The 25,955-nt window shown below is 69.4% G+C and carries 25 protein-coding genes and 1 riboswitch; of the genes, 12 read left to right on the top strand and 13 right to left on the bottom strand.

The features are described 5' to 3' along the window. Positions 1 to 44: 44 nt before the first annotated feature. Genes P5P27_RS14005 through P5P27_RS13995 form a run of 3 tightly spaced genes read left to right on the top strand, consistent with a single transcriptional unit; the run spans position 45 to position 2,338 of the window. A complete protein-coding gene (locus P5P27_RS14005; RefSeq protein ID WP_039867203.1) occupies positions 45 to 1,205 on the top strand; it encodes a sensor histidine kinase in 1,161 nt (386 codons plus the stop codon). Next, a complete protein-coding gene (locus P5P27_RS14000) occupies positions 1,202 to 1,855 on the top strand; it encodes a response regulator (RefSeq protein ID WP_278124514.1) in 654 nt (217 codons plus the stop codon). The genes P5P27_RS14005 and P5P27_RS14000 overlap by 4 nt, the downstream gene beginning before the upstream one ends. Before the next feature lie 24 nt (positions 1,856 to 1,879). Then, positions 1,880 to 2,338, top strand: coding sequence for a peroxiredoxin (locus P5P27_RS13995; RefSeq protein ID WP_062367766.1), 459 nt, complete (start codon positions 1,880 to 1,882; stop codon positions 2,336 to 2,338). Between the two features lie 13 nt (positions 2,339 to 2,351). On the opposite strand, the gene P5P27_RS13990 is transcribed toward P5P27_RS13995, so the two are convergent. After that, positions 2,352 to 2,744: a DoxX family protein gene (locus P5P27_RS13990; protein WP_372452519.1), complete on the bottom strand. Its 393-nt coding sequence runs from the start codon at positions 2,742 to 2,744 to the stop codon at positions 2,352 to 2,354. A gap of 50 nt (positions 2,745 to 2,794) precedes the next feature. Here P5P27_RS13990 and P5P27_RS13985 point away from each other — a divergent pair, with 50 nt between their 5' ends. After that, positions 2,795 to 3,568 carry an enoyl-CoA hydratase gene (locus tag P5P27_RS13985; RefSeq protein ID WP_278124510.1) on the top strand — a complete coding sequence of 258 codons (774 nt, stop codon included), beginning with the start codon at positions 2,795 to 2,797 and terminating at the stop codon, positions 3,566 to 3,568. Positions 3,569 to 3,581: 13 nt separating this feature from the next. On the opposite strand, the gene P5P27_RS13980 is transcribed toward P5P27_RS13985, so the two are convergent. After that, positions 3,582 to 4,142, bottom strand: coding sequence for a hypothetical protein (locus P5P27_RS13980; protein WP_045538293.1), 561 nt, complete (start codon positions 4,140 to 4,142; stop codon positions 3,582 to 3,584). A 108-nt stretch (positions 4,143 to 4,250) separates the two neighbouring features. Between P5P27_RS13980 and P5P27_RS13975 the strand changes: the two genes are divergently transcribed. From P5P27_RS13975 to P5P27_RS13965, 3 genes are all read left to right on the top strand, one after another. Then, positions 4,251 to 5,372, top strand: coding sequence for a sensor histidine kinase (locus P5P27_RS13975; RefSeq protein ID WP_062367765.1), 1,122 nt, complete (start codon positions 4,251 to 4,253; stop codon positions 5,370 to 5,372). Then, positions 5,369 to 6,010 (top strand): response regulator, encoded by a 642-nt coding sequence (locus P5P27_RS13970; protein WP_006895811.1) that lies wholly within the window; start codon positions 5,369 to 5,371, stop codon positions 6,008 to 6,010. Before P5P27_RS13975 ends, P5P27_RS13970 begins: the two co-directional genes overlap by 4 nt. A gap of 96 nt (positions 6,011 to 6,106) precedes the next feature. Further along, entirely contained in the window at positions 6,107 to 7,567 is a 1,461-nt protein-coding gene (locus P5P27_RS13965; protein ID WP_278124507.1) for an HNH endonuclease signature motif containing protein, read from the top strand. A 40-nt stretch (positions 7,568 to 7,607) separates the two neighbouring features. Here P5P27_RS13965 and P5P27_RS13960 read toward each other — a convergent pair whose 3' ends face one another. From P5P27_RS13960 to P5P27_RS13935, 6 genes are all read right to left on the bottom strand, one after another. Then, positions 7,608 to 7,922 carry a DMT family transporter gene (locus tag P5P27_RS13960; RefSeq protein ID WP_045538303.1) on the bottom strand — a complete coding sequence of 105 codons (315 nt, stop codon included), beginning with the start codon at positions 7,920 to 7,922 and terminating at the stop codon, positions 7,608 to 7,610. A 10-nt stretch (positions 7,923 to 7,932) separates the two neighbouring features. Then, a riboswitch (guanidine-III (ykkC-III) riboswitch) is annotated at positions 7,933 to 7,998 on the bottom strand. 98 nt (positions 7,999 to 8,096) lie between these two features. Next, positions 8,097 to 8,612: a MarR family transcriptional regulator gene (locus P5P27_RS13955; RefSeq protein ID WP_006895814.1), complete on the bottom strand. Its 516-nt coding sequence runs from the start codon at positions 8,610 to 8,612 to the stop codon at positions 8,097 to 8,099. A 37-nt stretch (positions 8,613 to 8,649) separates the two neighbouring features. Next, positions 8,650 to 9,519 carry a 3-hydroxyisobutyrate dehydrogenase gene (mmsB, locus tag P5P27_RS13950; protein WP_006895815.1) on the bottom strand — a complete coding sequence of 290 codons (870 nt, stop codon included), beginning with the start codon at positions 9,517 to 9,519 and terminating at the stop codon, positions 8,650 to 8,652. Next, a complete protein-coding gene (locus P5P27_RS13945; protein ID WP_278124501.1) occupies positions 9,516 to 10,691 on the bottom strand; it encodes an acyl-CoA dehydrogenase family protein in 1,176 nt (391 codons plus the stop codon). The genes mmsB and P5P27_RS13945 overlap by 4 nt, the downstream gene beginning before the upstream one ends. A gap of 42 nt (positions 10,692 to 10,733) precedes the next feature. Next, positions 10,734 to 12,257: a CoA-acylating methylmalonate-semialdehyde dehydrogenase gene (locus P5P27_RS13940; protein ID WP_006895817.1), complete on the bottom strand. Its 1,524-nt coding sequence runs from the start codon at positions 12,255 to 12,257 to the stop codon at positions 10,734 to 10,736. A gap of 114 nt (positions 12,258 to 12,371) precedes the next feature. Continuing rightward, the gene (locus tag P5P27_RS13935; RefSeq protein ID WP_411815615.1) at positions 12,372 to 14,795 is read right to left on the bottom strand and encodes an acetyl-CoA acetyltransferase; all 2,424 of its coding nucleotides are present in this window, start codon (positions 14,793 to 14,795) and stop codon (positions 12,372 to 12,374) included. Between the two features lie 90 nt (positions 14,796 to 14,885). Between P5P27_RS13935 and P5P27_RS13930 the strand changes: the two genes are divergently transcribed. Next, positions 14,886 to 16,223 carry a hypothetical protein gene (locus P5P27_RS13930; protein WP_278124497.1) on the top strand — a complete coding sequence of 446 codons (1,338 nt, stop codon included), beginning with the start codon at positions 14,886 to 14,888 and terminating at the stop codon, positions 16,221 to 16,223. 9 nt (positions 16,224 to 16,232) lie between these two features. Continuing rightward, positions 16,233 to 17,606: an NAD-dependent succinate-semialdehyde dehydrogenase gene (locus P5P27_RS13925; protein WP_278124495.1), complete on the top strand. Its 1,374-nt coding sequence runs from the start codon at positions 16,233 to 16,235 to the stop codon at positions 17,604 to 17,606. Position 17,607: 1 nt separating this feature from the next. On the opposite strand, the gene P5P27_RS13920 is transcribed toward P5P27_RS13925, so the two are convergent. Together P5P27_RS13920 and P5P27_RS13915 are read right to left on the bottom strand one after the other, a co-directional pair. After that, on the bottom strand, positions 17,608 to 18,534 hold the full coding sequence (locus P5P27_RS13920) for a hypothetical protein (RefSeq protein WP_045540711.1): 927 nt from the start codon (positions 18,532 to 18,534) through the stop codon (positions 17,608 to 17,610). A 21-nt stretch (positions 18,535 to 18,555) separates the two neighbouring features. Then, positions 18,556 to 19,119: an HhH-GPD-type base excision DNA repair protein gene (locus P5P27_RS13915; protein WP_039867210.1), complete on the bottom strand. Its 564-nt coding sequence runs from the start codon at positions 19,117 to 19,119 to the stop codon at positions 18,556 to 18,558. 123 nt (positions 19,120 to 19,242) lie between these two features. On the opposite strand from P5P27_RS13915, the gene P5P27_RS13910 reads away from it, so the two are divergent. Further along, positions 19,243 to 19,776 (top strand): hypothetical protein, encoded by a 534-nt coding sequence (locus P5P27_RS13910; protein ID WP_411815614.1) that lies wholly within the window; start codon positions 19,243 to 19,245, stop codon positions 19,774 to 19,776. Further along, positions 19,773 to 21,194 carry a sugar porter family MFS transporter gene (locus P5P27_RS13905; RefSeq protein ID WP_222111497.1) on the top strand — a complete coding sequence of 474 codons (1,422 nt, stop codon included), beginning with the start codon at positions 19,773 to 19,775 and terminating at the stop codon, positions 21,192 to 21,194. The genes P5P27_RS13910 and P5P27_RS13905 overlap by 4 nt, the downstream gene beginning before the upstream one ends. Before the next feature lies 1 nt (position 21,195). Here the strand turns inward: P5P27_RS13905 and P5P27_RS13900 are convergent, their stop codons facing one another. From P5P27_RS13900 to P5P27_RS13890, 3 genes are all read right to left on the bottom strand, one after another. Then, positions 21,196 to 22,353, bottom strand: coding sequence for an alpha/beta hydrolase family protein (locus P5P27_RS13900; RefSeq protein ID WP_006895825.1), 1,158 nt, complete (start codon positions 22,351 to 22,353; stop codon positions 21,196 to 21,198). A 95-nt stretch (positions 22,354 to 22,448) separates the two neighbouring features. Then, positions 22,449 to 23,510: a hypothetical protein gene (locus P5P27_RS13895; RefSeq protein ID WP_101841542.1), complete on the bottom strand. Its 1,062-nt coding sequence runs from the start codon at positions 23,508 to 23,510 to the stop codon at positions 22,449 to 22,451. A gap of 286 nt (positions 23,511 to 23,796) precedes the next feature. Next, positions 23,797 to 24,663, bottom strand: coding sequence for an Rv1157c family protein (locus P5P27_RS13890; RefSeq protein ID WP_006895827.1), 867 nt, complete (start codon positions 24,661 to 24,663; stop codon positions 23,797 to 23,799). A gap of 239 nt (positions 24,664 to 24,902) precedes the next feature. On the opposite strand from P5P27_RS13890, the gene P5P27_RS13885 reads away from it, so the two are divergent. Then, positions 24,903 to 25,955: a thiamine ABC transporter substrate-binding protein gene (locus tag P5P27_RS13885; RefSeq protein WP_006895828.1), complete on the top strand. Its 1,053-nt coding sequence runs from the start codon at positions 24,903 to 24,905 to the stop codon at positions 25,953 to 25,955.

Here is a 25,955-nt window from a genome sequence, read left to right as displayed (position 1 = left end):
GGCGCACGAGGGAGCACCGCGGGCGGCGGGATACGGTGACACACGTGCACCCCGACGACTATCAGCCACAGCTCACGTGGCGCAGCCATGCGTGGCGGCTCGCGGTGGTGCTCGCCGTCTCCGGACTGGTCTGGGGCACGCGGGCCGGCTACCAGTGGCAGTACGCGAGGTGGTGGTTCGCGGCTGATCTGCTCCTCGGCGTGCTGTCGTTGATCGCGGTGCACTGGCGTCGGAGGTATCCGGTCGCGGTGGCGATGGCGACCAACGTGGCTTCGACGGTGTCCGCGTCGGCGGCCGGACCGTCAATGCTGGCGCTGGTCTCGCTGTCGACCCGGCGACGGTGGCGGGAGATCGTTCCGGTCGCGGCGGTCGCGATGGTGTGTTCGCTGTTCTCGCAGCTGTGGCATCCACCCGACGAACCCGAGCCGACCGTCATCGACTACTTCGTCGTCGCGGTGATCCTGCTGCTCACGATCGCGTGGGGCCTGTACCTCGGATCGCGGCGTGAACTTCTCGCCTCGTGGCGGTCTCGGGCCAAACTGGCCGAGGCGGAACAGGAGGCCAGGGTCCGGCATGCGAGGGCCACCGAGCGCGGCCGGATCGCGCGCGAGATGCACGACGTGCTCGCTCACCGGATCTCCACCGTGCACATGTACGCCGGTGCGCTGGCATTTCGCGACGACCTGCCGGCCGATCAGGTCCGCGATGCGGCGCGGACCATCGAGCAGATGTCGGCGACGGCGCTGACCGAATTGCGCGAGGTGCTCGGTGTGCTCCGCGACGATCCCGGTGACGCGTCGCCCGAGCAGCCTCAGCCCGGAGCAGCCGACATCCCCGACCTCATCGACGAGAACCGCGGGCACGGAATGAATCTCGCCTTCGACTGCGACGCCGACCTGGCGGCGATCCCCGACGGGGTGGGGCGCACGCTCTACCGCTGTGTGCAGGAGGGTGTCACCAATGCGCGCAAGCACGCTCCGGCGACAGCGGTCGCGATCGGTCTCGACGGTGCACCCGACCGCGGTGTCGACCTGGTGGTGAGCAACCCGCTGCCCATCGGCGACCACAAGTCGAGAGTGCCGGAGTCCGGCTTCGGACTCGTCGGCCTCGCCGAGCGGGTGGAGCTTCGCGGCGGGCGGCAGTCGGCGCATCTGACGGCCGACGGCCGGTTCGTCCTGCGGGTGTGGCTACCGTGGCAGACATGACGTCTCGATTGATGATCGTCGACGACGATCCGCTGGTCCGGTCCGGGCTCCGGCTGCTGGTCGGCGGCGACCCCGGTCTGGAGGTGATCGCCGAGGCAGGAGACGGCCGAGAGGCACTGGCCCGGTACGCGGCCGATCCGGTCGATCTGCTGTTGATGGATCTGCGAATGCCGGTGATGGACGGTATCGACGCGACCGCCGCGTTCAAGTCGGCACCGAATCCGCCCGCCGTCATCGTGCTCACCACCTTCGACGCCGACGAGTACGTGGTCCGAGCGCTGGCTGTCGGCGCCGACGGGTTCCTGTTGAAGGACACTCCGCCGGCGGAGATCATCACGGCGATCGGACGGGTGCTGGCTGGGGAGCCGGCGCTGAGCCCGTCGGTCACTGCGGCGCTCATCAAGCAGGTCGTCGACGGCCGGGACGGAAATCGGGAGTCCACGGCCCGGGAGGCGGTGGACGCGCTCACCGGTCGTGAGCGAGAGGTGGCCGTCTGTCTGGCTCGGGGCGCGTCGAACGCCGAGATCGCCTCGGAGCTGTACATGTCGGTGGCGACGGTCAAGGCCCACATCTCCCGGATCTTCACCAAACTCGACGCCGCCAATCGGGTGCAGGTCGCGATCCGGATCCACGACGCCGGACTCACCTGAGCCGGCGGAGTAGGGTCGGGGACCATGAACATCGGGGACACCGCACCGGATTTCGAGCTGCCCGACCAGAACGGTCGACGGCGACGGCTCTCCGAACTGCTGGCCGACGGGCCGGTCGCGCTGTTCTTCTATCCGGCGGCGTTCACCCCGGGCTGCACGAAGGAGGCCTGCCATTTCCGGGACCTCGCAGCGGAGTTCGCTGCCGCGGGAGTGCAGCGGATCGGGATCAGCCGGGATGACGTCGCGAAGCAGAAGAGCTGGACCGACGAGCACACCCTCGACTACCCGTTGCTGGCGGACGTCGACGGCGCCGTCGCCTCCGCATACGGTGTCCGGCGTGGATCGCTGCTGGTGAAGGTCGGCATGCCGACCAAGCGGGTCACGTTCGCAATCGGCTCCGACGGAGTCATCGCCGACGTGATCGCGTCGGAGATCAACATGAACGTGCACGCCGACCGCGTGCTCAAGGCCCTGGCGCGGTAGCCGATCAGGGCGGTTACCGGCGCTCGGCTCGGGGACCCGGGCGTTCGGCCGGGCGGGGACCTGTGGCGGCGAGCGCCGCGTAGAAGAGAAGCAACGACGACGCGGCGGCGAAGTTCAGCCGGAGGTCGCGGGCCCGGACGTGTGCTCCGACCGCGAGGCAGAAGTACACCGTCAGCATGACCGCCGTGAAGCGGGCCAGCATCGGGAACCTCGGGGCCGCGGCGAGTCCCGCCGCCGACGCGGCCTTGACCACCGGAAACACCCACCGTTGGTCCGCGGGATAGCCCACGTCGTCCAGACATCGCGCGACGTAGGGGATCGGGCCGAGGCAGATGATCGCATCGGCGGACTGGCCCGCGGCGGCGAGCCGATACACGAGGGGATCCCGGAGCAGATCGGTCGGCACGTTCATGTCAACCGATCGTACGGTCGGCGGGGATGGACGACAATGGTGAGATGACTGATTCCGCTGTGTCCTCGTCCGTCTCCGACGGCGTCGGTGTCCTCACCCTCGACGACCCCGACCGCCGAAACCCCTTGTCACTGGCCACCATGCGGGCTGCCACCGAAGTCCTGCGCACTTTCGGCGAGAACCCGGAGGTGCGGGTGATCGTGATCAAGGCGCGCGGTCCGGCGTTCTCCGCCGGCCACGACCTGTCGGAGATGGTCGAGCGCACGGTCGACGACGAGCGGGAGATCTTCGCGGCCTGCACCGACCTGATGACGGCGGTCCACGACGTTCGCCAGCCGGTGATCGCCCAGGTCCAGGGAATGGCGCTCGCAGCGGGCTGCCAGTTGGTCGCCACCTGCGATCTCGCGGTGGCCGCCGACAGTGCACGGTTCTCCACGCCTGGCGTCCGCATCGGGCTCTTCTGTTCCACTCCGATGGTCGCGCTCAGCCGTGCCGTCGGGCGCAAGCGCGCCATGCACATGCTGCTGACCGGCGACATGGTCGATGCCGCGACCGCCGTCGAATGGGGCCTGGTCAACACCGCCGTGCCCGCCGCCGATCTGGAGAGCACCGTCGCGGAGCTGGCCGGGCGGATCGGCCGATTCAGCGGCGACACCCTCGCCATCGGTAAGCGGGCCTTCTACGACCAGATCGATCGCACCGAGCCGGAGGCGTACGCCGCGATGACCGAGGTGATGGCGACCAACGCCGTCACCTGTGATGCCCAGGAGGGTATCTCTGCGTTCCTGGGCAAGAGGGATCCGGTGTGGCGGTCGTAGACGGCGCCACCGTTCAGCCGGACGACGCTCCTCGCGCGGACCCCGCGTACCACACCGGGCCGGTGAGCAGCCAGATCGCGGTGATGACGCCGAGAGTCTTGAACAGACTGAACAATTCGTCGCGCTGGCCGGCGTCGGCGACCGTGAAACCGAGGACGAGCACCACCGCTCCGGCGATCGCGGCGGCGGCGAGCCACCGGCCGAACTCGGCCCACTCGTGCCGGAGCCGTACCGGTCCCCGCTTGGGCACCGGGACGGGTGCCGGGCCGTCGGCGTACCGGTGCGCGAACCTGACATCGGCCCACCGGATCAGCCGCGGTCCGAAGACGACGGTCACGCCCAAGTAGATCGGCGCCAGCCGGTGGGCCAACCCGACGTCGCCGCCGGAGTGGAGGTCGAGTGCCACGGCCGCGAGGAGCGCGACGTCGAGCCCCGGGACGGCCGCCAGTACCAGTGTCGAGAGGCGCTGCGCGCGGACCAGGTAGCGCAACGACAGTCCGCCGGCGACGAGTACCCAGAAACCGACTTCACAGCCGGCGATGGTCAGCAGTACCGGGTCGGTCAGATCGTTCATGCGTTCAGCATCGGGCGGATCGCCCGAAGGCACATCCCTCATCCGGCTCGTCGGCGTCATCCCTTCGGCGGACCCGAAGCCCTGCGACGTGTGCTGTAGTGATGTCTGATGATGTCGATTCCCAGATTCTCGTCGACGACGGTGTCGGCTCTCGGCACACTGGTCGTCGGTCTGCTGCTGTGGGTCAGTGGGGCGTTCACGCTGATCCAGGGCTGGGGCGGGCATTCGGCTCCGGTCAAGATCGCGATCCTGGTGGCGGCGTTCGTCGTTCAACTCGCGGCGCCTCGCCGACCGTCGGCGGCGCTCGCGATCATGGTGGTTCTCATCGCGCTCGACCTTCCGTCGGGTGCGTCCCTTCCGCTCTGGATCTCCTTCACCGACGTCATCTTCGCGGTCATGACGGTCGGGTCCGCGCGGTTGCGCAGGTTCGTCGGTGTCGCCTGCTTCGCGGTGACGGTCGCGGGTGCGGTGGCTGTGGCGCTCGCGGCGGATCCGCGGGCCGGTGTGCTGGTGGGCCTGCTCGGAGTGGCCTTCCTCGTCTCGCCGCTGGGCTACGCGCAGTCGGTGCACGCCACCATCCGGGCGGCGCGGGCCGAACAGTCGGCCGCCGCAGCCGAGCACGCCGCGGCGCTGGCGGAGGAACGTCGCCGGGTGTCGCGGGAACTGCACGACACGGTGGCGGGCCACGTGTCGGCGATCGCGATCCTGGCCGAGGCCGCACGTGAGGCACCGGACCCGAAGCCGGTGATCGCCTCGATGCGCTCCAACAGCCTGGCGGCGCTGTCGGAGCTGCGGGAGATGATCGACGTGCTCGCCGCCGACGGCGATGACACTCCGACTGTCCGCTGGTCGTCACTCGCTCCGTTCGTGACGGCGGCGGAGGCGGTCGGCTCGGCCGTCGAGGTGCACGGCGACACCGAAGGTCTTCCGCTCGCGATCGAGACGGTGTTGACCCGGATCGCGGGTGAGGCGCTGGCGAACGCGACGCGCCACGAGCCGGGACAGCCCGTCGCGGTGCAACTGGTCTCAGCCGGAGACCTCGTCGAGATGACGGTCAGCAACGGTCTCACGGACGGACGTGCGATGGCGCGCGGCGAAGGCGACGGATCGGGAGGAAATGGGTTGCGCAACATGATGATTCGCGCCGAGAGCATCGGCGGGTCCGCGACCGCCGGTGTGGAGGGTCGACGATGGGTGGTCCGCGTGCGGGTGCCGGTGGTGCGGGCGTGAGCCGGACGCGAGTGGTCCTGGCCGACGATCACGCCGCGGTCCGAGAAGGCCTGCGGCTGGTGTTGGAGTCGTCGGGAGAGATCAGCGTGGTGGGCGAGGCGTCGAACGGTGCCGATGCCGTCGACGCGGCCGAGAGGCTGCGGCCGGACGTGGTGGTGATGGACGTCCGCATGCCGGGGACGGACGGAATCGCCGCCACCGCCGAAGTCATGGCGCGTACCGACGCGGCCGTCCTCGTCCTGACGACCTTCGACATCGACGAATACGTGCTCGGCTCACTGGCGGCCGGAGCGAGCGGGTTTCTGCTGAAGTCGGCGTCCGGCGCGGAACTCGTCGACGGTGTCCGACGTGTCGCGCAGGGCGACGCGGTGCTCGATCCCGCGGTGACCCGGGTGGTGGTGGACGCGATGCGATCACGTCCCGCCGAGCCCGCTCCGGATCTGAGTGACCTCACCGAGCGGGAGATCGAAGTCCTCGGCGGTCTCGGCGCCGGACTGTCGAATGCGCAGATCGCCCGCCGCCTGATGATCGGGGAGGCGACGGTGAAGACCCACGTCTCGCGGGTGCTGATGAAGCTGGGCGTGCAGTCGCGGGTGCAGGCCGCTGTGCTGGCGGCACGATCGGGCATCGAGTTGTGAGGCGGCGGCTTTGTCAGAGGGCGGCGGTATGATTCGAACATAGAAGCACAGCAGGAGTGTTCTCGGGCACTGTGCAGGTGGAGGGGGGTGGGTTCGATGGTCGCGTCAGAAGTGCTGCCGGACGATCCGGCCGCCCTCGCCCGCCTGTTGGAAGCTGCGGCGACCAAGTTCGCGTCCCTGCCACTGTCCGCGGTCCCAGAAGACACCCTGCTGGAAACCGTCGAGACATTGGAACGTACTCATCGTCGTCTCGACGGTGTGGACGCCGCGGTGTTGGTGGAGGTCTCCGACCGGGCCGTGTATCGCAAGGCGGGGTATTTGTCGGTGCATCAGTATTTGGCGCAGGGGTTGCGGCTCGGTGACGGTGCCGCCCGCCGCCGACGTGTCAGCGCCGCCGGGATCGGACGGTTCACCGACCTGCAAGGCCAGACCCGCCCGCCGGTACTGCCGGCGACTGCTGTCGCGGTGGGCGAGGGTGCGATCGGTGCCGACCACGTCCGCGAGATCGACGCCGTCATGGACAAGATCCCCACCGCGGTCGACGCGCAGACCCGGGCACGCGCCGAGGTGCAGTTGGCGTGGGTCGCGCGTGAGTTGAGTCCGGCCGGTGTCCGCACCGCCGGCATCCGACTGCTGGCGCATCTGGATCCGGACGGGACCGTCACCGACGAACGCGACCGCAAACGCCTGCGCGGCTTCACGATCCTGCCGCAGGATCTGCGGCTGATGAGCAAAGTCCGCGGGTATTTGACCCCGGCGTTGCGGGCGGAAATGGAGGCGGCACTGCCGTCGTGGGCGGCACCGGGGATGAACAACCCCGACGACCCGGACTCCCCGTCGGGGACCGTGGAGTCGGCCGACCCGGCCGCTCTGGCGGCCGCGGTGGAGCGTGATACTCGCACGCCGGGGCAGCGCACCCACGATGGTCTGCAGGCGCTGCTGCGCGCCTCCCGCACTGGTGTTGGGGGTGGTCGGCGGTCGGGTGATCTGGTCGTCACCGTCACCGACCGGGAGTTGGCCGAGCGGGCGGGGGTGGCGTTGACCGCGACCGGGACCCGAGTGCCGGTGGCGGAGTTGATCGAGGTCGCCGCCGCCGCGACTCCGCATCTGGCCGTCTTCTCCGGTCATACCGGACAAGCCCTCTACCTCGGTCGGGGACGGCGGCTGGCGTCGCGGGCGCAGCGGTTGATGCTCTTCGCCCGCGACCGCGGCTGCACCGCCCCCGGCTGCGACGCCCCGTTCTCCCGGACGCAGGCCCATCATTTCCCGGACTGGGCCGACGGCGGGCCCACCGACATCGACCACCTCGGGGCGGCGTGCGGGCGTCACAATCGCTCCGTCGGCCCCCGCCGCGGGCAATGGCAGACGATGATCCTGATCGACGGTCCCCACGCCGGCCGCGTCGCCTGGCGACCCAGCGGCGGGAGAACGCGGCCCGGGTGGCGGATCAACCAAATCCACCACGCCGAACTGTTACCGGGCCACGAACCGCAGCCGCCGCCCGAACCCAGCGAATCTCGCATCGAGAACTACCTCGACACACTCCTGGCCGCCTGACCGGACACACCCGGCCGGGAGCACGGAAGTGCGGTGGCCGTCAGCTGACGAGCTTCAGCCCGATGACGCCTCCGACGATGGCGATGATGCACACGATCTTCGCGATGCTCGCGGTTTCGGTGCCGGTGATCATGCCGAAGACGACGGCTCCGGTGGCGCCGATCCCGACCCATATCGCATACGACGTTCCGGTCGGCAGTTCGCGCATCGCGTAGGCGAGGCCGCCCATGCTGATGACGAGTGCGACGAAGAAGACGATGGTGGGGATGAGGCGGTGAAGACCTTCCGACCGTCCCAGGGCGGTGGCCCACACCGCTTCGAAGACGCCGGAGAGGATCAGAACGAGCCAGTGCATGAGTGCTCCTCGTCCACCGTCTTGTCGCAGACCGGGTACGGCGGGCTCGTCCGGGCGCCCCGCCACGGGGCGTCGCCACGAAGGCTACCCACCCGGTCGCACGACGGCCAGACGCCGATGACGGATGGAGACCACGACCACACCGAACGGCGTCCCGTCCGAAAACGCGAGTGTCTAGAAATCTCCGTTGTCACGCCGAAGCGACCGGATCGACTCCACCAACTGACGCGCCTGGGCGCTGGTCATTCCGACATGGGAGAAGACGCCGTTGTTCAGCACTGCCGTCGCCTTCTCGACCAACTCCCGGCCGTCATCGGTGATCGACACGAGTGTGGTGCGGCCGTCGCTCGGGTGCGGTATCCGCTTCACCAGCCCGGCGTCGGCGAGGCGTGCGATCGCGTGGGTGGCCGAGGAGACGTGCACCTGAAGCCGGTCGCTCGCCTTGGAGATCGGCAGTTCGCCGTGCCGGGTGAAGGCCAGCAGCCGCAACAGCTCGAAACGGGAGAAGGTGAGGCCGAACGGTTTGAGCTCCTGCTCGACGCGCGCGAGCATGATCTGGTGCGCGCGCATCACCGACGTGACGGCCTCCATGCCGTCGGCGATGTCGCCGCCCCAGCCTGCGTCTTCCCAGTTGCGGCGGGCCAGGGCGATCGGGTCGCGCTCGTTCGACTCATGATCCACCCCGGCCACACCACTCCCATCGTCTACGGCTGCGCCGAGCTCGAGATCAGCGCAGGGTTTCGATTATCGCACTGAAGTCGAGATCGCTGTGCTCGGCGGCGAAGGCGTCGTACAGTTCGGCCGCGTGTGAGCCGAGCGGTGCGGTGGCGCCGGTGGTCGACACGGCGTCCATCGCCAGGTGCAGATCCTTGTTCATCAGCGCAGTGGCGAACCCCGGCCGGAAGTCGTTGGCTGACGGTGCCGTCTCGACCGGCCCGGGCACCGGGCAGTTGGCCGAGAGTGCCCAGCAGTTGCCGGTGGCACCGGTCACCACGTCGTAGAGCGCCTGATCCGAGAGCCCGAGCTTCTCCGCCAGAGTGAACGCCTCACCGACCACGATCTGCTGCACGGCCAGGATCATGTTGTTGCACAGCTTGGCGGCCTGGCCGTTGCCCGGTCCGCCGCACGGCACCACCTTGCCCGCCATCGGCGCCAGGATCGGCTGTGCCGCGGCCAGTGCCGCGTCGTCGCCACCGACCATGAAGGCCAGGGTTCCGGCCGCCGCTCCCTTGACCCCGCCGGAGACGGGGGCGTCGAGCTGCATCATGCCCGCGGCGACGGCGAGATCGTGTACGGCACGCGCGTCCTCGACCGAGATGGTGGAACTGTCGATGAACAGCTGACCCGGCGTCGCGTGCGGCAGCACGGTGTCATACACCGCCCGCACCGCTGCGCCGCTGGGAAGCATGGTGATGACGACGTCGGTTCCGGCGACGGCCTCCTCCGCCGACTTCGCTGCGCGGACACCGTCGGCGACGGCCGCTTCCAGCAGTTCGGGGACGAGGTCGAAGCCGACCACCTCGTGTCCGCCCTTGACCAGGTTGGCGGCCATCGGTCCGCCCATGTGACCGAGTCCGAGGAAAGCGATCGTGCTCATCGGTTGCCCTTTCCGACGGTGACCCGCTGCGCCTCGGCGCGACCGATCACCATCCGCATGATTTCGTTGGTTCCTTCAAGAATGCGATTCACCCGCAGGTCGCGGACGATCTTCTCGATACCCGTCTCGTGCAGGTATCCGTAGCCGCCGTGCAACTGCAGCGCCTGATCGGCGACGGTGAAGCAGCTCTCGGTGACGAATCGTTTCGCCATCGCGCACAACTCGACCTTGTCGGGATCGTCGGCGTCGAGTGCCTCGGCCGCCCGCCACAGGAGCAGTCGGGAGGCCTCCAGAGAGGTCGCCATCTCGGCGAGCGTCGCCGAGATGGTGGGTTCGGCGATCAGCGGCTTGCCGAAGGCCTCACGCTCGGTGGCGTAGACGAGCGCCTTGTCGTACGCGGCTTGCGCACCGCCCATCGAGCACGCGGCGATGTTCAGCCGCCCGCCGTTCAGGCCGTTCATCGCGATCGAGAATCCCGTGCCCTCGCCGTCCGGGCCGCCGAGCATCGCATCGGCGGGGACCCGGACGTCGTCGAAGATCACCTGGGCCGTGGGCTGGTTGTGCCAGCCCATCTTGGCCTCGGGCGGACCGAAGGACAGCCCCGGCGTGCCCTTCTCGACGACGAACGTGGAGATTCCGCGGGGGCCGGCGTCACCGGTGCGCGCCATCACCACGTAGACGTCCGAGACACCGCCGCCGGAGATGAACTGCTTGCTGCCGCGAAGCACGTATTCGTCGCCCTCGCGGCGGGCCGACGTCGACAGCGCCGCGGCATCCGACCCCGCGCCGGGCTCGGTGAGGCAGTAGCTCGCGATGTGCTCCATCGACGCCATCTTCGGAACCCAGCGCTTGCGCTGCTCCGTGGTGCCGTAGGTGTCGACCATCCACGTGCACATGTTGTGGATCGACAGGAACGCCGCGGTCACCGGATCGGCCTTCGCCAGTTCCTCGAAGATCCGCACACCGTCGATCCTCCGCAGGCCGGAGCCGCCGACGTCCTCGTTGGTGTAGATCGCAGCCATCCCGAGCGAACCCGCCTCGCGCATCTCATCGACCGGGAAGTGCTCGGTGGCATCCCATTCGAGAGAGTGCGGGGCGAGCCGCTTGCGGGCGAAGTCGCGGGCCGCTTCGACGACGATCCGATCGTCGTCGGGCAATTTCGGATAGGGCATGTCGTTACCTGATACGCCTGTTCTCTCGTTCCGCGACGGGCCTCAGTGCATGGTCGGGATGGAGAACTCGGCGCCCTCCTTGATGCCCGACGGCCAACGTGAGGTGACGGTCTTGGTCTTGGTGTAGAACATGATCGACGCGGGGCCGTGCTGGTTGAGATCGCCGAAGCCGGAGCGCTTCCAGCCGCCGAAGGTGTGGTACGCGACCGGCACCGGGATCGGCACGTTGATGCCGACCATGCCGACCTCGACGCGCGAGGTGAAGTCGCGCGCGGTGTCGCCGTCGCGGGTGAAGATGGCCACGCCGTTGCCGTACTCGTGCTCGGTGGGCAGCGCCAGCGCCTCCTCGTAATCGTGCGCGCGGACGATGGTGAGCACCGGGCCGAAGATCTCGTCGGTGTAGATCGACATGTCCTTGGTGACGTGGTCGAAGAGGGTGGGGCCGAGGTAGTAACCGCCTCCGAGATCGGTGCCGTTGAACGAGGCCTCGGTGGCGCCCTTGCCGCGACCGTCGACGACGAGTTCGGCACCCGCGGCGACGCCCTGCTCGATGTAGTCCACCACGCGATCACGTGCGGCGGCGGTGATCAGCGGACCGTAATCGGCCTTGGGGTCGTGGCTGTGACCGACGCGCAGCGCTTCGACCCGCTCGACGAGCTTGGCGCGCAGAGCGTCCGCGGTCGCGTCTCCGATCGGGACGGCCACCGAGATCGCCATGCAGCGCTCGCCGGCCGAGCCGTAGCCGGCGCCGATGAGGGCGTCGACGACCTGATCGAGGTCGGCGTCCGGGGCGATGATCATGTGGTTCTTGGCGCCGCCGAAGCACTGGCTGCGCTTGCCGTTGGCGGCGGCCGTCTCGTAGATGTACTGCGCGATGTCCGACGACCCGACGAAGCCGACGGCCTTGACGTCGGGGTTCACGAGCAGTGCGTCCACGGCGGTCTTGTCGCCGTGCACCACCTGGAACACACCGTCGGGCAGGCCGGCTTCGGTGAACAGCTCGGCGAGGCGGACCGGAACGGACGGGTCGCGCTCCGAGGGCTTCAGGATGAAGGCGTTGCCGCAGGCCAGGGCGGGGCCGGCCTTCCAGAGCGGGATCATGGCGGGGAAGTTGAACGGGGTGATGCCGGCGACCACGCCGAGCGGCTGCCGCATCGAGTAGACGTCGATGCCGGTGCCCGCGCCCTCGGTGTACTCGCCCTTGAGGAGGTGGGGGATGCCGACCGAGAACTCGATCACCTCGAGTCCGCGCTGCACGTCGCCGCGGGCGTCGGCGACGGTCTTGCCGTGCTCGCTCGAGAGCAGCTCGGCGAGCTCGTCCATGTTCTGGTTCACCAGCTCGATGAACTTCATCATCACGCGGGCGCGGCGCTGCGGGTTCATGGCGGCCCACGTCTTCTGGGCCTCTTTGGCGGTGGCGACGGCGGCGTCGACTTCGGCGGCGGTGGCCAGCGGCACCGTGGCCTGAACCTGACCCGTGCTGGGGTCGTAGACGTCGGCGGTCGCGCCAGTCGCGGCGACGTGTGCGCCGTTCAGGTAGTGATCGATGGTCCGCAGTGCAGTCATGCGCCGTCCTTCCAGAGGCATCCGTTCGTGACGTGAACCACGATATACTTGGACATCCAAGTAATTCAAGAGGGAGCCGGACATCTGCAGGTCGGCGACGGTTTCAGCGGGTAGTCAGCATCCTCTCCACTGCGGTTCGCGCTTCTGCGCGAAGGCCGTGACACCCTCGCGGAGATCCTCCGAGACGAGGACGGTGTCGAGGACCGCGAGGCTCTCGTCCACGGCCCGGACCGTGTCCGGCTGCGATTCGGATCCTGCCATCGCCGCCAGGGAGGCGCGAACGGCGACCGGTGACGCGGCCAGGATCTCCGCGGCCACGGCGCGGGCGGCGGACATCACTTCACCGTGCGGTGCCACCCTCGACACCAGGCCGTACGCCAGCGCCTCCGCGGCGTCGATGCGGCGTCCGGTGAGGATCATGTCGCGGGCGAGGGCGGGCGGGACGACGCGGGGGAGGCGGACCAGTCCGCCCGCCGCGGCGACCAGACCGACCTTCACTTCGGGCAGACCGAAGGAGGCCTCCTCGTCCGCGACGATCACGTGGCAGGCCAGGGCGATCTCGAGCCCGCCGCCGAGAGCGAAACCGTTCACCGCGGCGATCACCGGCTTGGTCCGGTCTCGCCGCGCGGTGAGTCCGGCGAAGCCGTTGGCGGGCATCGCGAGGCCTCCTTGGGCGCCGGCGCTCAGATCGTTGCCCGCCGAGAACGCGGCCGAGCCGGCGCCGGTCAGGATTGCAACCCACAGATCGGGATCGGCGAAGTACGCGTCGAAGACGGAGTCCAGTTCCGCGTTCGCCGCCGGATTCAGCGCGTTGCGGACCTCGGGCCGGTTGATCGTCACCTCGAGTACCCGTCCCTCGCGCCGGACGAGCAGATGCTCGTACCGCTCGGCGAATCCGACCGCCGCGCGCGGATGGCGCGCATCGAGGACGTCGCGTGTGCGTGCCGCGTGGTTCTGGTTCGTCGACGCGCGGACGAAGATCGGCGTTCCGATGGGGTCGTCGTCGGCGCGCAGCAGATCGAGCAGGGCGGGGTCGTCCACGGCCGCGACGAACCGGGCGCCGTCGCCGAGCCGGCCGACCACGGTGGCTCCGGGGGCCTCGCCGTCGGGATCGATGACGACGAACGACTCGATCGTCGCCGGGCCGTTCGGATAGTGCGCCACCCGCACCGACGGTGCGGCGTCCAATTCGCGTTGCAGGTCGGCGGAGGTGCTCGGACGCCAGGGAGCGGGGACGGACGAGTACACGCCCACCGAGTACTTGCTCAAGACGCCGCCGTTGGCTGCGACCAGGCCGAACGAGCCGGGCTCGCGCCGCGCCCGCGACACGATCTCCGCGATGCCGTGCATCGAATAGTTGTTGCCGGGCCCGCCGAAGTAGGGGAGCCCGCCGGTGACGGTCAGTCCACGGGGGTCGTCGGGCGAGAGTCCGAGCTCGTCGATGACGTGCGAGACCGCGACCGGGAAGCAACTGTACAGATCGAAGTGCGCGACGTCGTCGACATCGGTGCCCGCCAGGCGCAGTGCCTCCCGGACAGCGGCGACCGACGCGGGTCCGCGGGAGAGGTCCGGCCGGGTCAGGAGCGGCTTCTCCCGCAGGTCGGCGTGGCCGTGGACGAAGACCCAGCGGTCGGCGGGTATCCCCGCCGACCGGGCGGCCGCGACGGACATCAGTACCGCGGACGCGGCCTGGTTGACGTGGTCGCGAGCCACCATTCGGCGCGGGTAGGGGACCGAGACGCGGCGGTTGCGGTCGGTGACGGACGCCAACTCCTCGGCGGTGAACTCCTCTCGGGCGGCGGCGAAGGGGTTCCGCGCCGCCACGCGCGTCATCGGTGCGAACAGCTCGCCCATCGACCGCGCGTACTCGGCGGCGCCGAGTCCGAGACGGTGACGCCGCGCGTTCTCGACGATCGAGTACTGGGAGATGGGTATGACGACCCCGTGCTTCACCTCGTCGATCGAGGTGAGGCCGCCGATCGAGTAGCCGCGGTCCTCCAGTTGCCCGCCGACGGTCTCGCTGAAGTCCGGTGCGGTGCCCGAGCGCTGGGCGTGGCGGACCGTCGACATCACCTCGGCCCCGAACAACACCACCGCGTCGGCACGGCCGGCGGCGATCTCGGCGCCGAACTCGTTCACCAGATGCTGCGGGCTCTGCCCGCCGGTCACCTCTTCGACGGCCCTGCGCGGATCCATGCCGGTGCGGCGTGCCACCGCGCGCGGCATGTTGTCCGGCCGGCCGAAGGGCGACGACGACGCCGGGCTCGACCGCTCGAACGATCGGACCGCCACCACGGTGTCGACGAGGCGTGCCACGTCGTCGGCCCCGGTGTCGGCGAGCGCCGCGCTCACCGCGCGGGCCGCGAGGTCGGCCTCGGAGAGGCCCGCGTAGTCGGCGTCGTCGATGCGTTCGGCTGCCTGGCCGACCCCTACGATGACCGGTGTGGTGGGTGGAATGTCATCGAGGCGGTACACGCACTCCGGCCGGGACGCGGATGCGCCGGGAGCGGGCTGTGCGGGTGTGGGGGCACTGGACACGGGTGGAGCCTTTCCGGCGCCGCGGCCGCGACGCCTGACACTGCACCGCATTATGCCCACGTTGCCATCGAGCGATGGCAAGGAGGTCTCGTGAGCGCGTTGACGCCGCCCGACGCGGCGATGTACTGGCGATCGTTGACCACGGCGAACGATCAGTTCCTGCTGTATGCGTTCGACGCGCCGGACGACCCGTCGGCCGATCCGTTCGCCGAACTCGCGCCCCGCGCGTCCGGGATCGCAGACCTGCGTCTCGGCGTCGCCCGCGTGCCGTGGGATCTCGGATACCCGCGCTGGCGCGCGTCACCTCCCCGTCCCGAGCAGTTCTGCCGACACCCGGCCACCACGTGGACCGAATGCCTGGCCGCCCTGGGGCATCTCATGGCGAGCGGCGACCGCACCGCCGGGCCGCTGTGGCGGCTGCATCTGTTCGAATCGCTCACGGATGTGCCCGACGCCGACGGCCCGGCCAACGTGGTCGTGCTCCAGATCTCGCATGCGCTCGGTGGCGGGCGGCGGGTCTCGGCGATCGCACGACGGTTGCTGACGCAGGGTCGGCCCGACCGGGTGCGCAGCAGCGCGCCGCTTCCCTCCGCCGTGGCCTCCGCAGTGGCCGCCGCCGCGGGCGCCGCGGCCATTGCGCCGCGACTGGCGACCGGAACCGTCGCCGGTGCGGCCGCGTGGATGCTCCGATCCCGTTGCGGCACAGCGGAAACACCGGGCGCCGACGTGATCGAGCCGACCGTGCTCAATCGTCCGGATCCCGGCGCGGTGGAGCTGCGGACGGTGACGCTGCCGCGATCGTCGGTCCGGCGGCTGGGATCCTCGGTCACCGTCGGGGCACTGGTGGGGCTGGCCGAGGTGCTCGGGCGCTTCGGCGGGACGAGTCCTGACGGCCGGGTGGTCGCAGAGGTCGCCGTCTCCCGTGAACCGGCGACCCGAGAACCGGCGGCTCGGCGCCGGAACGACTTCTTCTCCGTCGGCGTCGATCTGCGCCCCGACCTCGATCGGCGTGCTCGATCCGGGGCGATCGCGAGCCAGCTCGACGCGGCGCGGCGGCGAGACCGTTCTGCGGTGGCCCGCGTCGACCGCTGGGCGGCCGACTGCGCTCCGTCGGTACTGGGATCGCTGGCCGTCCGGCTCTCGTCCGCGGCGCCGGTCCCGGAGCGGGTGGCGGGTGCGACCGTGGTCTCGTCGGTGAACCGCGGCGACGGCGACCTCCGGCTGGCGGGCGGTCGAGTGCTGTTCACCGCGGGGTTCCCGGCCTTGTCCGCGGTCCACGGACTCACCCACGGCGTGCACGGAATCGGTGCCACGGTGACCGTGTCGATCGCCGCTCGCGGAACCGCCGCGCGGACCGTCGACGAGTACGCCGCAGCGGTGCGCGCGGCCTTCGGAGGAAGCCCGGCGACGCCACCTTCGCACGCGTAGCATTCGCATATGACTGCTTATGTGACCCAGAACCCCGCCACCGGCGTCGTGGAGCGCGAGTTTCCGACGATCACCGACGACCAGATCGATCCGATCCTGGAACGCGCCGAGAAGGCATATCGCCAGTGGCGGCAGACTCCGATCGAGCAGCGCGTACAGATGCTTCGCGACACCGCCGCGGCGTACCGCGACCGGGCGTCCGAACTGGCCGCGGTCATCACGAAGGAGATGGGGAAGCCGACCAAGCAGGGTCTGGGTGAGCTCGCACTGACGGCGATGATCTACGACTGGTACGCGGACAACGGCCCGGCTCTGCTGGAGACCGAGCAACTCGATCCGCAGGGAGCCGCGGAGTCGATCGTCACCCGCACGCCGATCGGCCCGATCCTCGGCATCATGCCGTGGAACTTCCCCTACTACCAGGTGGCCCGGTTCGTAGCCCCGAATCTGTTGCTGGGCAACGCGATCATCCTCAAGCACGCCCCGATCTGCGCTGCGTCGTCGGAGCTGATGGAACAGATCGCGCACGCCGCCGGGGTTCCCGCCGACGCCTACATCAACGTCTTCGCGACCAACGAGCAGATCGCGACGATGATCGCCGATCGCCGGTTGCAGGGCGTCTCACTCACCGGATCGAGCCGCGCCGGGGCGGCGGTCGCGGAAGTCGCGGCGCGCAATCTCAAGAAGTCGGTGCTCGAACTCGGCGGATCGGACCCGTTCATCGTGCTCGACACCCCGGATGTCGCGGCGCTGGCCGCCGGCGCCGCAGCCATGCGGACGATGAACGCGGGCCAGGCGTGCAATTCGCCCAAGCGGTTCATCGTCGATGAGTCGATCTACGACGACTTCGTCACGAACCTGACGGCGGCGATCTCCGGGCTCGCGGTGGGCGATCCGGCCGAGGACGGGACCAAGGTGGGGCCGCTGTCGTCGGTCACCGCGCGTGACAACGTGGTCAAGCAGGTCTCGCAGGCGGTGGAGCAGGGCGCGACGCTGCACACCGGCGGAGAGGCCCTCGACGGGCCGGGCGCGTTCATGGCTCCCGCGGTCCTCACCGATGTGACGCCGGAGATGGACGCGTACCGCGAGGAGATCTTCGGCCCGGTGGCGGTGGTCTACAAGTTCTCGTCGGTCGACGAGGCCGTCGATCTGGCCAACGACGTCGAGTACGGACTCTCCGGTTCGGTGTGGAGCTCGGACGTCGAGGCCGCGCAGGCCGTGGCCGACCGGCTCGATGTCGGCATGGCGATGGTGAACGAGCACGGGACCTCGCTGCCCGGCCTGCCCTTCGGCGGCGTCAAGCAGTCGGGGTACGGCCGTGAACTCGGACAGTGGGGTCTCGGCGAGTTCGCCAACGTGCGGTTGCGCCGGACCGCGAAGTAGCTCAGGAGCGACCGGGGTACCGGCTGACGGCGTCGTCGGTCGGGTCCCCGGGAAGCTGCGGCCGCGTCGGTGTCTGCGGGGTCGCCGCGGTTCCGGCGCGGGTGAGGCGCTTGGGGAGCCGGTCGGCCAGCCCGCCGATCGGTGCCACGGACGCATTGAGCAGTTCCACGACCTCGTTGAGGTGGTCGACGGTCTCCTGCATCGCAGCGAGATTCGGCGGCAGCGAGGCGAGCGTCTCGGACAGCTCGGTGAACTTGTCGAGCGGTCCGCCCGGAGCGATCAGCTTCTCGAGGGCACCGTCGGCGCCGAGCAGTTGATCGAGCAGGCCCTCGTCGCCGGCGGCGCGGTCGAGCACGCCGCCGGGCTGGGACAGCTTCTCCAGCACACCGTCCGGAGCGGTCAGCTTGTCGACGATGCCGCCCTCGGATGTCAGCCGCTCGAGGATGCCCTCGTTCTCGGTGAACTGGTCGACCACACCGCCTTCCCGGGTGAGCCGGTCGAGCGGTCCGTCCTTCGCGGCCAGCCGCATCAGGATCCCCTTCTCGTCCGTCATCTGGTCGAGCAGGCCACCGCGCTCGGTCAGCTTCTCGAGCAGACCGTCCGGAGCGGTGAGACGGTCGATCACGCCGCCCGGCTGGATCAAGCGGTCGAGGGGGCCGCCGTTGGCCAGAATCCGGCCGAAGGGGCGGTCGGGGCTCAGCAGATCGGCCACCTGGCTGAGGATCGCGAGCGGAGCCCGGACAGTGGCGATCTCGCTGTTCTCGTCGATTCCGAGCATCGAGTTCACCTCGGACTCGATGCTCTCGGCGGTGAGCCGCGCGACGTTGACGACCGACTCGACCGTGGAGAGTGCGATACCGGCCGTGGCGAAGCCGAGACGCAGTGGCAGCTTGACGGCCATCCGGACTTCGTTCGCGCTGCTATTCATGGTCGACGATTGTAGCGGTCGTCATTTCCTGGCAGCCGCCTTCGCGGCCTTCTTGAAGTCCCGAACCCGCTGGAGCGACTCCGGATCGGTGACATCGGCCACGGAACGGTATCCCTTGCGGCCGTAATCACCGGTCACCTTGGTCCACCCGCGCGGTTTCACGTCCAGTTGCTTGGCGAGCAGGGCCACGAAGATCTTGGCCTTCTGCTCGCCGAAACCGGGCAGCGCGCGGACACGCCCGAACAGTTCTTCGCCGGTACGGGCAGTGGTCCAGAGGGCGGCGGTGTCGCCGTCGTACTCGTCCACCACCGTTCGGGCGAGCTCCTGGATCCGGCCGGCCATCGACCGCCCGTAGCGGTGTATCGCGGGCGGAGTGGCGCACAACTCGGCGAAGGCCTCCGGGTCGGCGTGGGCGATCGCCACCGGATCGAGGGTGCCGAACCGCTCCAGGATCTTCGCCGGTCCGGCGAACGCCCGCTCCATCGGAAACTGCTGGTCGAGCAGCATGCCCGTCACGAGTGCGAAGGCGTCCGTGGATAGCAGTGCGTCCGCGACCGGGTCCTGGGCGATCTGGAGGTCAGCCATGCCGCTCATGCTAGTCGCCCGCGGTCATCGGCACGCCGGTCGTCGGCGAACTCCGAGACCTCTCCGGCGGCGCCCCGGTCGAAGTCCCGGCGCTCGCGGCTCCCGGCTGGCACACTCCCAAGCATGCGTACTGCAGACTGCTCAGCCAGGAGATCGGTTCGGGGAGTACGGCGCCGGGGGAGGGCGGTCGCGGCGGCGGGCGCGAGCGCGGCGGTGCTGGCCGCCGGGTGCGTCGCCGTCCCGCAGGCGCACGCGTCGCCCTACGGCGCCGAGTACGTGCGGTCCATCCGGTGCGACAGCGCCAATCCGTGGCCCGGTGCGCGGCTGCGGATCGTGGTCGATGTGTACACGGGCGGCCCGTTCCCGACGGACGGACTGCCGGGGCCGGCCATCACGCTCTCGTCGAACAATCCGGGCGGGGTGGGTCCGGTGCTCGAGTTGACGATGCTCACGACTGTGACCTGGCGCAACCTGTCGACCGGACGGACCGGCACCGTGCGGGTGCCCACCCGCGCGCACGCCGCCGACTGGGACGTCGTGCTCCACCCGGGTCGCGGCGCCGTGCAGTTCACCGTGCATCAGAAGATCGGGGCGATGGCCTTCAACCCGATGGTGAATCCGCAGTACTCGTCGTGCACCGGAACGGCAGTCGCATGACCGCGTCGGAGACCGGGCGCACAGACGTCCCGCTGATGCGAGTCCTCGGAGTCTCGACCGCCGCAGCGGTCGGCGGCTTCCTGTTCGGTTTCGACAGCTCGGTCGTCAATGGTGCGGTGGACGCGATCCAGGGCGAGTTCGAGCTGTCGGACCTGGTCACCGGCGTCGCGGTTGCCATCGCCCTGGTCGGTTGCGCGCTCGGGGCGTGGTTCGCGGGCGGACTCGCCGACCGGTGGGGCCGCAAGAAGGTGATGCTGCTCGGTTCCGCCTTGTTCATCGCCTCGTCGATCGGCGCCGGTCTCACTCAGACGGTGTGGGATCTGATGCTCTGGCGGCTCATCGGGGGTCTGGGCATCGGCATCGCGTCGGTGATCGCTCCCGCGTACATCGCCGAGATCGCGCCCGCCCGGTTCCGCGGCGCGCTCGGTTCGATGCAGCAGCTCGCGATCACGCTGGGCATCTTCGCGGCGCTGCTGTCGGACGCGGTGCTCGCCGACAGTGCCGGCGCCGCCGCCAACACCCTCTGGCTGGACATCGAGGCGTGGCGGTGGATGTTCCTGGTCGGTGTGGTGCCGGCCGTCGTCTACGGCGTGCTGTCGCTGACGATCCCGGAGTCGCCGCGCTATCTGGTGGTCCGCGGACGAGACGGCGAGGCCTCGCGGATTCTCGCTCACGTGACCGGGGAACCCGATCCGGACGGCCGGGTCGCGGAGATCCGCCGCACTGTGAAGCTCGAGTCCGCGGCGTCGATGCGCGACCTCGCCGGGCCGGCGTTCGGTCTCCACCCGCTGGTGTGGGTCGGTATCTGGCTCGCCGTGTTCCAGCAGTTCGTGGGCATCAACGCCATCTTCTACTACTCGACCACCCTGTGGCAGTCGGTCGGCTTCTCCGAGTCGGCGTCGTTCGTCACCTCGGTGATCACGGCGGTCATCAACGTGGTGATGACCTTTGTGGCGATCGGCTTCGTGGACCGGGTGGGACGCCGACTGCTGCTGCTGTTCGGCTCCGTGGGCATGTTCGTGGGGCTGGTGCTGGCATCGGTGGCCTTCACGCAGGTCTACGACGCCGTCGACGATTCGGGCGATACGGTCTCGCGGCTCCCGACGAGTTGGGGCGTGCTGGCACTGATCGGCGCGAATCTGTTCGTCATCGCCTTCGCCGCCAGCTGGGGACCGGTGATGTGGGTGATGCTCGGTGAGATGTTCCCCAACCGCTACCGAGCGGTGGCTCTCGGTCTGTGCACCGCGGTGAACTGGCTTTCCAACTTCACCATCTCGCTGCTGTTCCCGGCCGCGATGGGCTGGGTGGGCCCGGCCTTCGTCTACGGCTTCTTCGCGCTGTGCGCCGGGATCTCGTTCTTCTACGTGCGCGCGAAGGTGCCGGAGACGAAGGGCATGGAATTGGAGGAGATGGGCTGACTCAGAACAGTCCGCCGAGGAAATTGTCGACGGCGGCCTGCTCCTGACGCTTGCCCGCCGACTCGTCGCCGGTGAGATACGTGCTCATCTTGACCTTGTTGCTCGAGAGCTGCGCCTGGGTGACGTACCGCAGCGATGCGGGCACCACGACGCTCTCGTCCACCAGGCGCTGGCTCATGAGGATCGGGCGGTTGAAGCCGCGTGCCGGGATCGCGAGCGACTTGCGCAGCGATGATGCGAGCGCGGCGTTCGACGCGAGCGGCTTCGAGACCAGGTCGGCCAGCTGCGTGCCGCCGATCTCTTTGATCAGCGCCGAAGTGCACAGCTTCTGAGCCTTCTGGACCAGGGCTTCGCCGCGCGGGGTGAGGATCGTGCCCAGGTCCTCGGTGCTCTGAGAAGCCAGGGTGTAGAGGACGTCGGCCACCACGGCCGTCGGTACCGCCGAGGACGACGGACTCAGGCCGGCGACCACGTCGTCGTAGCCGGCCGGAATGCTGGTCGCGGCGGCGCCGCGGAAGTCGAGCTCACCGGTCTGCCACGCGGTCGCGTTGCGGGCCAGCGACGTGGCGGCTGCGGCGCCCTGCGTGGAGCCGACCACCGCCCACTTCGGCGACAGCGAGGACGAGCCCACGTCGGCTCCGGCACGGACCGCGTCGACGATGTTGTGCGCGGTCGCGTCGACGTCGGAGTACTGCGGTGAACCCGGCGCGCCGACGGCCGCGTAGTCGGGGGCGATGACGGCGTAGCCGCGACCGAGCAGATGGCTGAGCGTCGAGCGGTCGTCGGCATCGCGCTTGGCCGACGGGGCACATGAATCGTTCCAGCCGTCGGAGCCGTGGGCCCAGACGACGACCGGCCAGCCGGCCGCCGGCGCCTTGCCCCGGGGCTCGAGCAGCACAGCCGTGGACAGATGCAGACGCTCGTCGGCGCCGACGGACCAGTAGCTGTACTGCTGGCCGGCGGCGGCACCCGGCACCAGCGCCCGGTCGTCGATGGTCCGGTTGGCGAACACCGATCCCGCGGTCTGGCCGCCGGTGGGGGCTGGGGCGTCCTCCGGATCGGCGACGGCGAGTGCGCCGGTGACGCCGCCGACCGTCAGCGCGGCTGCCGCGGCGGTCACGACGAGGGTGCGGGCGAGCCGCTTCCGGGCGGTGATCATTATTCGGTCCTTTACGACGGGCCGCCGGGCTGCGGCGGAGTGAGAGAGTGCCGGTGCGGCCGGCACAGTAGGGATCGGCGTCAGTCCTGAACTAGTCAGTTCTGGACTGTGCCGAGCGCGGGCAGGAAGAAGCAGGTGCGGCCGGCGGTGGTCGTGGTGCCGAAGACCGCCGAGAGGATGTGGCCCTTACCGGTGTCGACGCGGGCGAGACGGACGCCGTGGAAGTTCTCGGTGTCGGTGAGCAACTGCTTGAGCGGTCCGGCGGAAGCGGCCTCCGACAGCGGCTTCAGATCGGCCAGGCCGCCCTTCATGGTGGTGGTGTTGAACCACGCGACGCGGAACTGGTCCGAGTCGGGCTTGCCGGGCGGCACCAGTGCGAAGGCCGTCTGATCCTCACCGATCGCCGTCAGCAGTTCCTTGCTGTCGGCGGGCAACAGCGAGGTGAGCGCAGTGAGCACCCCGGTGCGGTCGGCGGCGACGGTGGGCCACGGGCCGGGTGCCGCCAGAACCGGGGCGGTGGTGAGTCCGAGCGGGTTGTCGGGGGTGGGCTCGGCGCACAGCGGAGCCACGGCGGGGGACAGCAGGGACGTTCCGGTGACCTTCTGCAGCACGGTCAGCACGTCGGCGGCGGGAGCCGGTGCGGGCGCCGCGGGGACGGTGGCTGCGACCGGGGCGGGCGTCTGCGGGTCGCTCTGTCCGAGCCTGCCCAGACCGAGCTTCTCGAGGCCGGCGCCGTCGAGACCGATGCCGTTGAGAACACTCGCGCTGTCCAGGTACTTCGACAGATCCAGCCGGCCGTCGGAGGAGAGGATGGCGGTGATCGCCTCGACGGCCTTCTCGTCGCCGCCGGTGGCCTTGAGCTTGCGCAAGAGATCGGCGAGCGCGGCGTCGCCCGGAATCGTCGGCAGGGTGCGCACCTGATCGGCCTGCGGTGCGGCCGTCTGCGGTGCGGTGGAGTCGGGTGCCGACGGTGCCGTGGAGTCGGGGACTGTGCTCTGCGGGGCGCTCGTCTCGGGGACGGCGGTGCCCGGAGTGCTCGCCTCGGGCGACGGTGCCGCCGGATCGGCCCCGGCGGCGGCCGGCACAGCGAGTGCTGCGGCGGCGACTGCGAGCCCGGCGATGCCGAACCGCATCGATCGGTACGTGCGTGGACTCACTGGCTTACCTCCACAACTGCGCAACGGCCACGGCGGCCGTGACCGCTGTGGCTGATGTGACTAAAGTTTCTTAAGTTAATAATGAGAATCAACCGCTGGATTTCTCAAGGAGCGAGTCCGAGTCGTTACCTGGATGCGACCCTTTGGAGATGTCGGAGCTGTTGCGCCACAAAGCTTTTCGTTGCCATAGCGATGTCCGTCACAAGGTGCGGCGGCGCCCCCGAAACCGATCAGAGCCCCGGACCTCCGATGGTCCAGGGCTCTGATCGAACTCGGGTCGAGGGGCTCAGATGATCGCGGTGCCGATCGTCGGAGCGATCATGCATGAGACGTTCTTGCCCTTGATCTTCGTCGTCACGGTTCCGTAGATCGTCGACACGATCCGGCCGCGGCCGGTGTTGGCGATGCCGGTGAACGTGCCGGGGCCATTGGTGGCGTTGATCTTCGGATTGGGCAGCAGCGCCTGCTGTCCGGTGCGGCCGTTGTCGATGTTGAGCCAGGTGACGAAGAGCTTCTGTGCCGACTTCACCGCGGGCCCGGTGCCGAGGCTGGTGTAGACGTAGCCGGCCTGGCCGCGCTTCGGGCCGGGTGCCGGTGCGGCCTGCGGTCCGGCCGTCACCAGGGCCATGCCGACCGAATTGCCGCCGCCGGGCATGCAGCCGAAGCCCAGGGTCGGATACAGGAACTGCTGGATCCGCGGCTTGCCGGGGCCGGTGGGGATGTCGGGCGCGTCGCTCTTCTTCTTCTCGGCCGCGGGGGTCGCCTCGAGCGACAAGGTCTTCGCGGCCTCCTTGGCCCCGGGCTCGCCCAGGAAATCGATCAGCGAGCGCCAGACGTCCTGCGCCTCGGCGGGTACGGCCGGGTTGTCGGCCAGCTTGCGGACCTGGGCCAGGAGCTCGGTGTTGACCTTGCCGTCGGAGTCGCGGGTGGCGGCGGAGCCGATCAGGGCCGGAGTCAGTGCCCCGAGGGATTCGAGGACCTTGGGCTCCACGGTGGGCGCGTGAGCGGCGTCCGGGATCGGAAGCTCCTGCTGCGCGGCCGGAGCGTCCTTCGCGGGCTCGGCCGATGCGGTCGACGGGACGAGCAGAGCGGGGGCGATGACTGCTGCCGCAGCGACGGCTGCGGCGGTGCGGCGGGAGCGCGCGAGTCGCACGGCTGAATCCTCTTCGGTCGACGAACAGTTGTCTAGTGAGGCGAGTGTAGCCACAATCCCACGAAACTACTGAGACGTGTGTGAAAATTGTTACACAAGAGGTTGGAGGGATTTCGGCTGCGGATGCCCTCCGAATGCGGATACGCACCGTCAACTGGTTAGATTCGCCTCAGGTGAGCAACAACTGGCCCGCAGGCGAAATCTGGGGGCTTCTCTATCGAGGGGACGTGGGTTAGCAGATGGCCTTCTTCGGCAACGCGCGCTTCGGCAGCGCGCGGCGCAACCGCGCCGTCGTGGCGGCGGCACTGGCAGCCGTGCTGGTGGCGACGTCGGCGTGCACCTCCGGATCGGGTGGTGCCGACGAGGTGACGTTGTTGACGCACGACTCGTTCGAACTGCCGCAGAACCTGATCGACCGGTTCGAGAAGCAGACCGGTACCGAACTCAAGATCGTGCGTTCGGGCGATGCCGGGCAGCTCTCCTCAGTGGTGTCGCTGACCCCGGGATCGCCCAAGGGCGACGCCGTGTTCGGTATCGACAACACCTTCGCGGCCCGGCCGATCGAAGCCAAGGCGCTCGACCCCTACACCTCGCCCGCCGCGGTCGACGGCTCGGCGAAGTACGACATTCAGGGCGCGCCCGGGCAACTCACCGCCGTCGACCGGGGAGACGTGTGCCTGAACGTCGACGATGCCTGGTTCGACAAGCACGGCATCGAGGCGCCCACGTCTCTCGAGCAGCTCACGCAGCCCCGGTACCGGGACATGGCGGCTCTCCTCGACCCGTCGACGTCGTCGCCAGGGATGGGCTTCCTGCTCACCACGATCGGGCGGTTCAAGGGCGGAGTGGACGACTACTGGCGCGGCTTGGTCGACAACGGTGCCCAGATCGTCTCCGGGTGGGAAGTGGCCTACAACCAGTTGTTCAGCGCCGGCGCCGGGCACGGCGACAAGCCGATCGTGGTGTCGTACGCGTCGAGTCCGGCCGCCACGCCGGGCACCAGCGCACTGCTGAACGCGTGCTTCGCGCAGGTGGAGTACATCGGCGTCCTGCGCGGTGCGGCGAACACCGCGGGTGCGCGCAAGCTCGTGGACTTCATGCTGACCCCGGAGGTGCAGGCCGCGCTGCCCACGGCCATGTACGTCTATCCGGTGCAGAAAGACATCCCGCTGCCCGCCGACTGGCGGCAGCGTGCGCCGATGCCCGCGTGGACCGTCACGATGTCGCCGGAGTACATCGACGCACACCGTGAACAGTGGCTGAACGAGTGGCGCGCCACGGTCAAGCGCTGA

Origin of the sequence: Gordonia sihwensis, assembly GCF_029632925.1 — a bacterium.
Classification (GTDB): domain Bacteria; phylum Actinomycetota; class Actinomycetes; order Mycobacteriales; family Mycobacteriaceae; genus Gordonia; species Gordonia sihwensis.
Note: the sequence above shows the minus strand (reverse complement) of the source record. Positions and strands in the feature narration are given on the sequence as shown.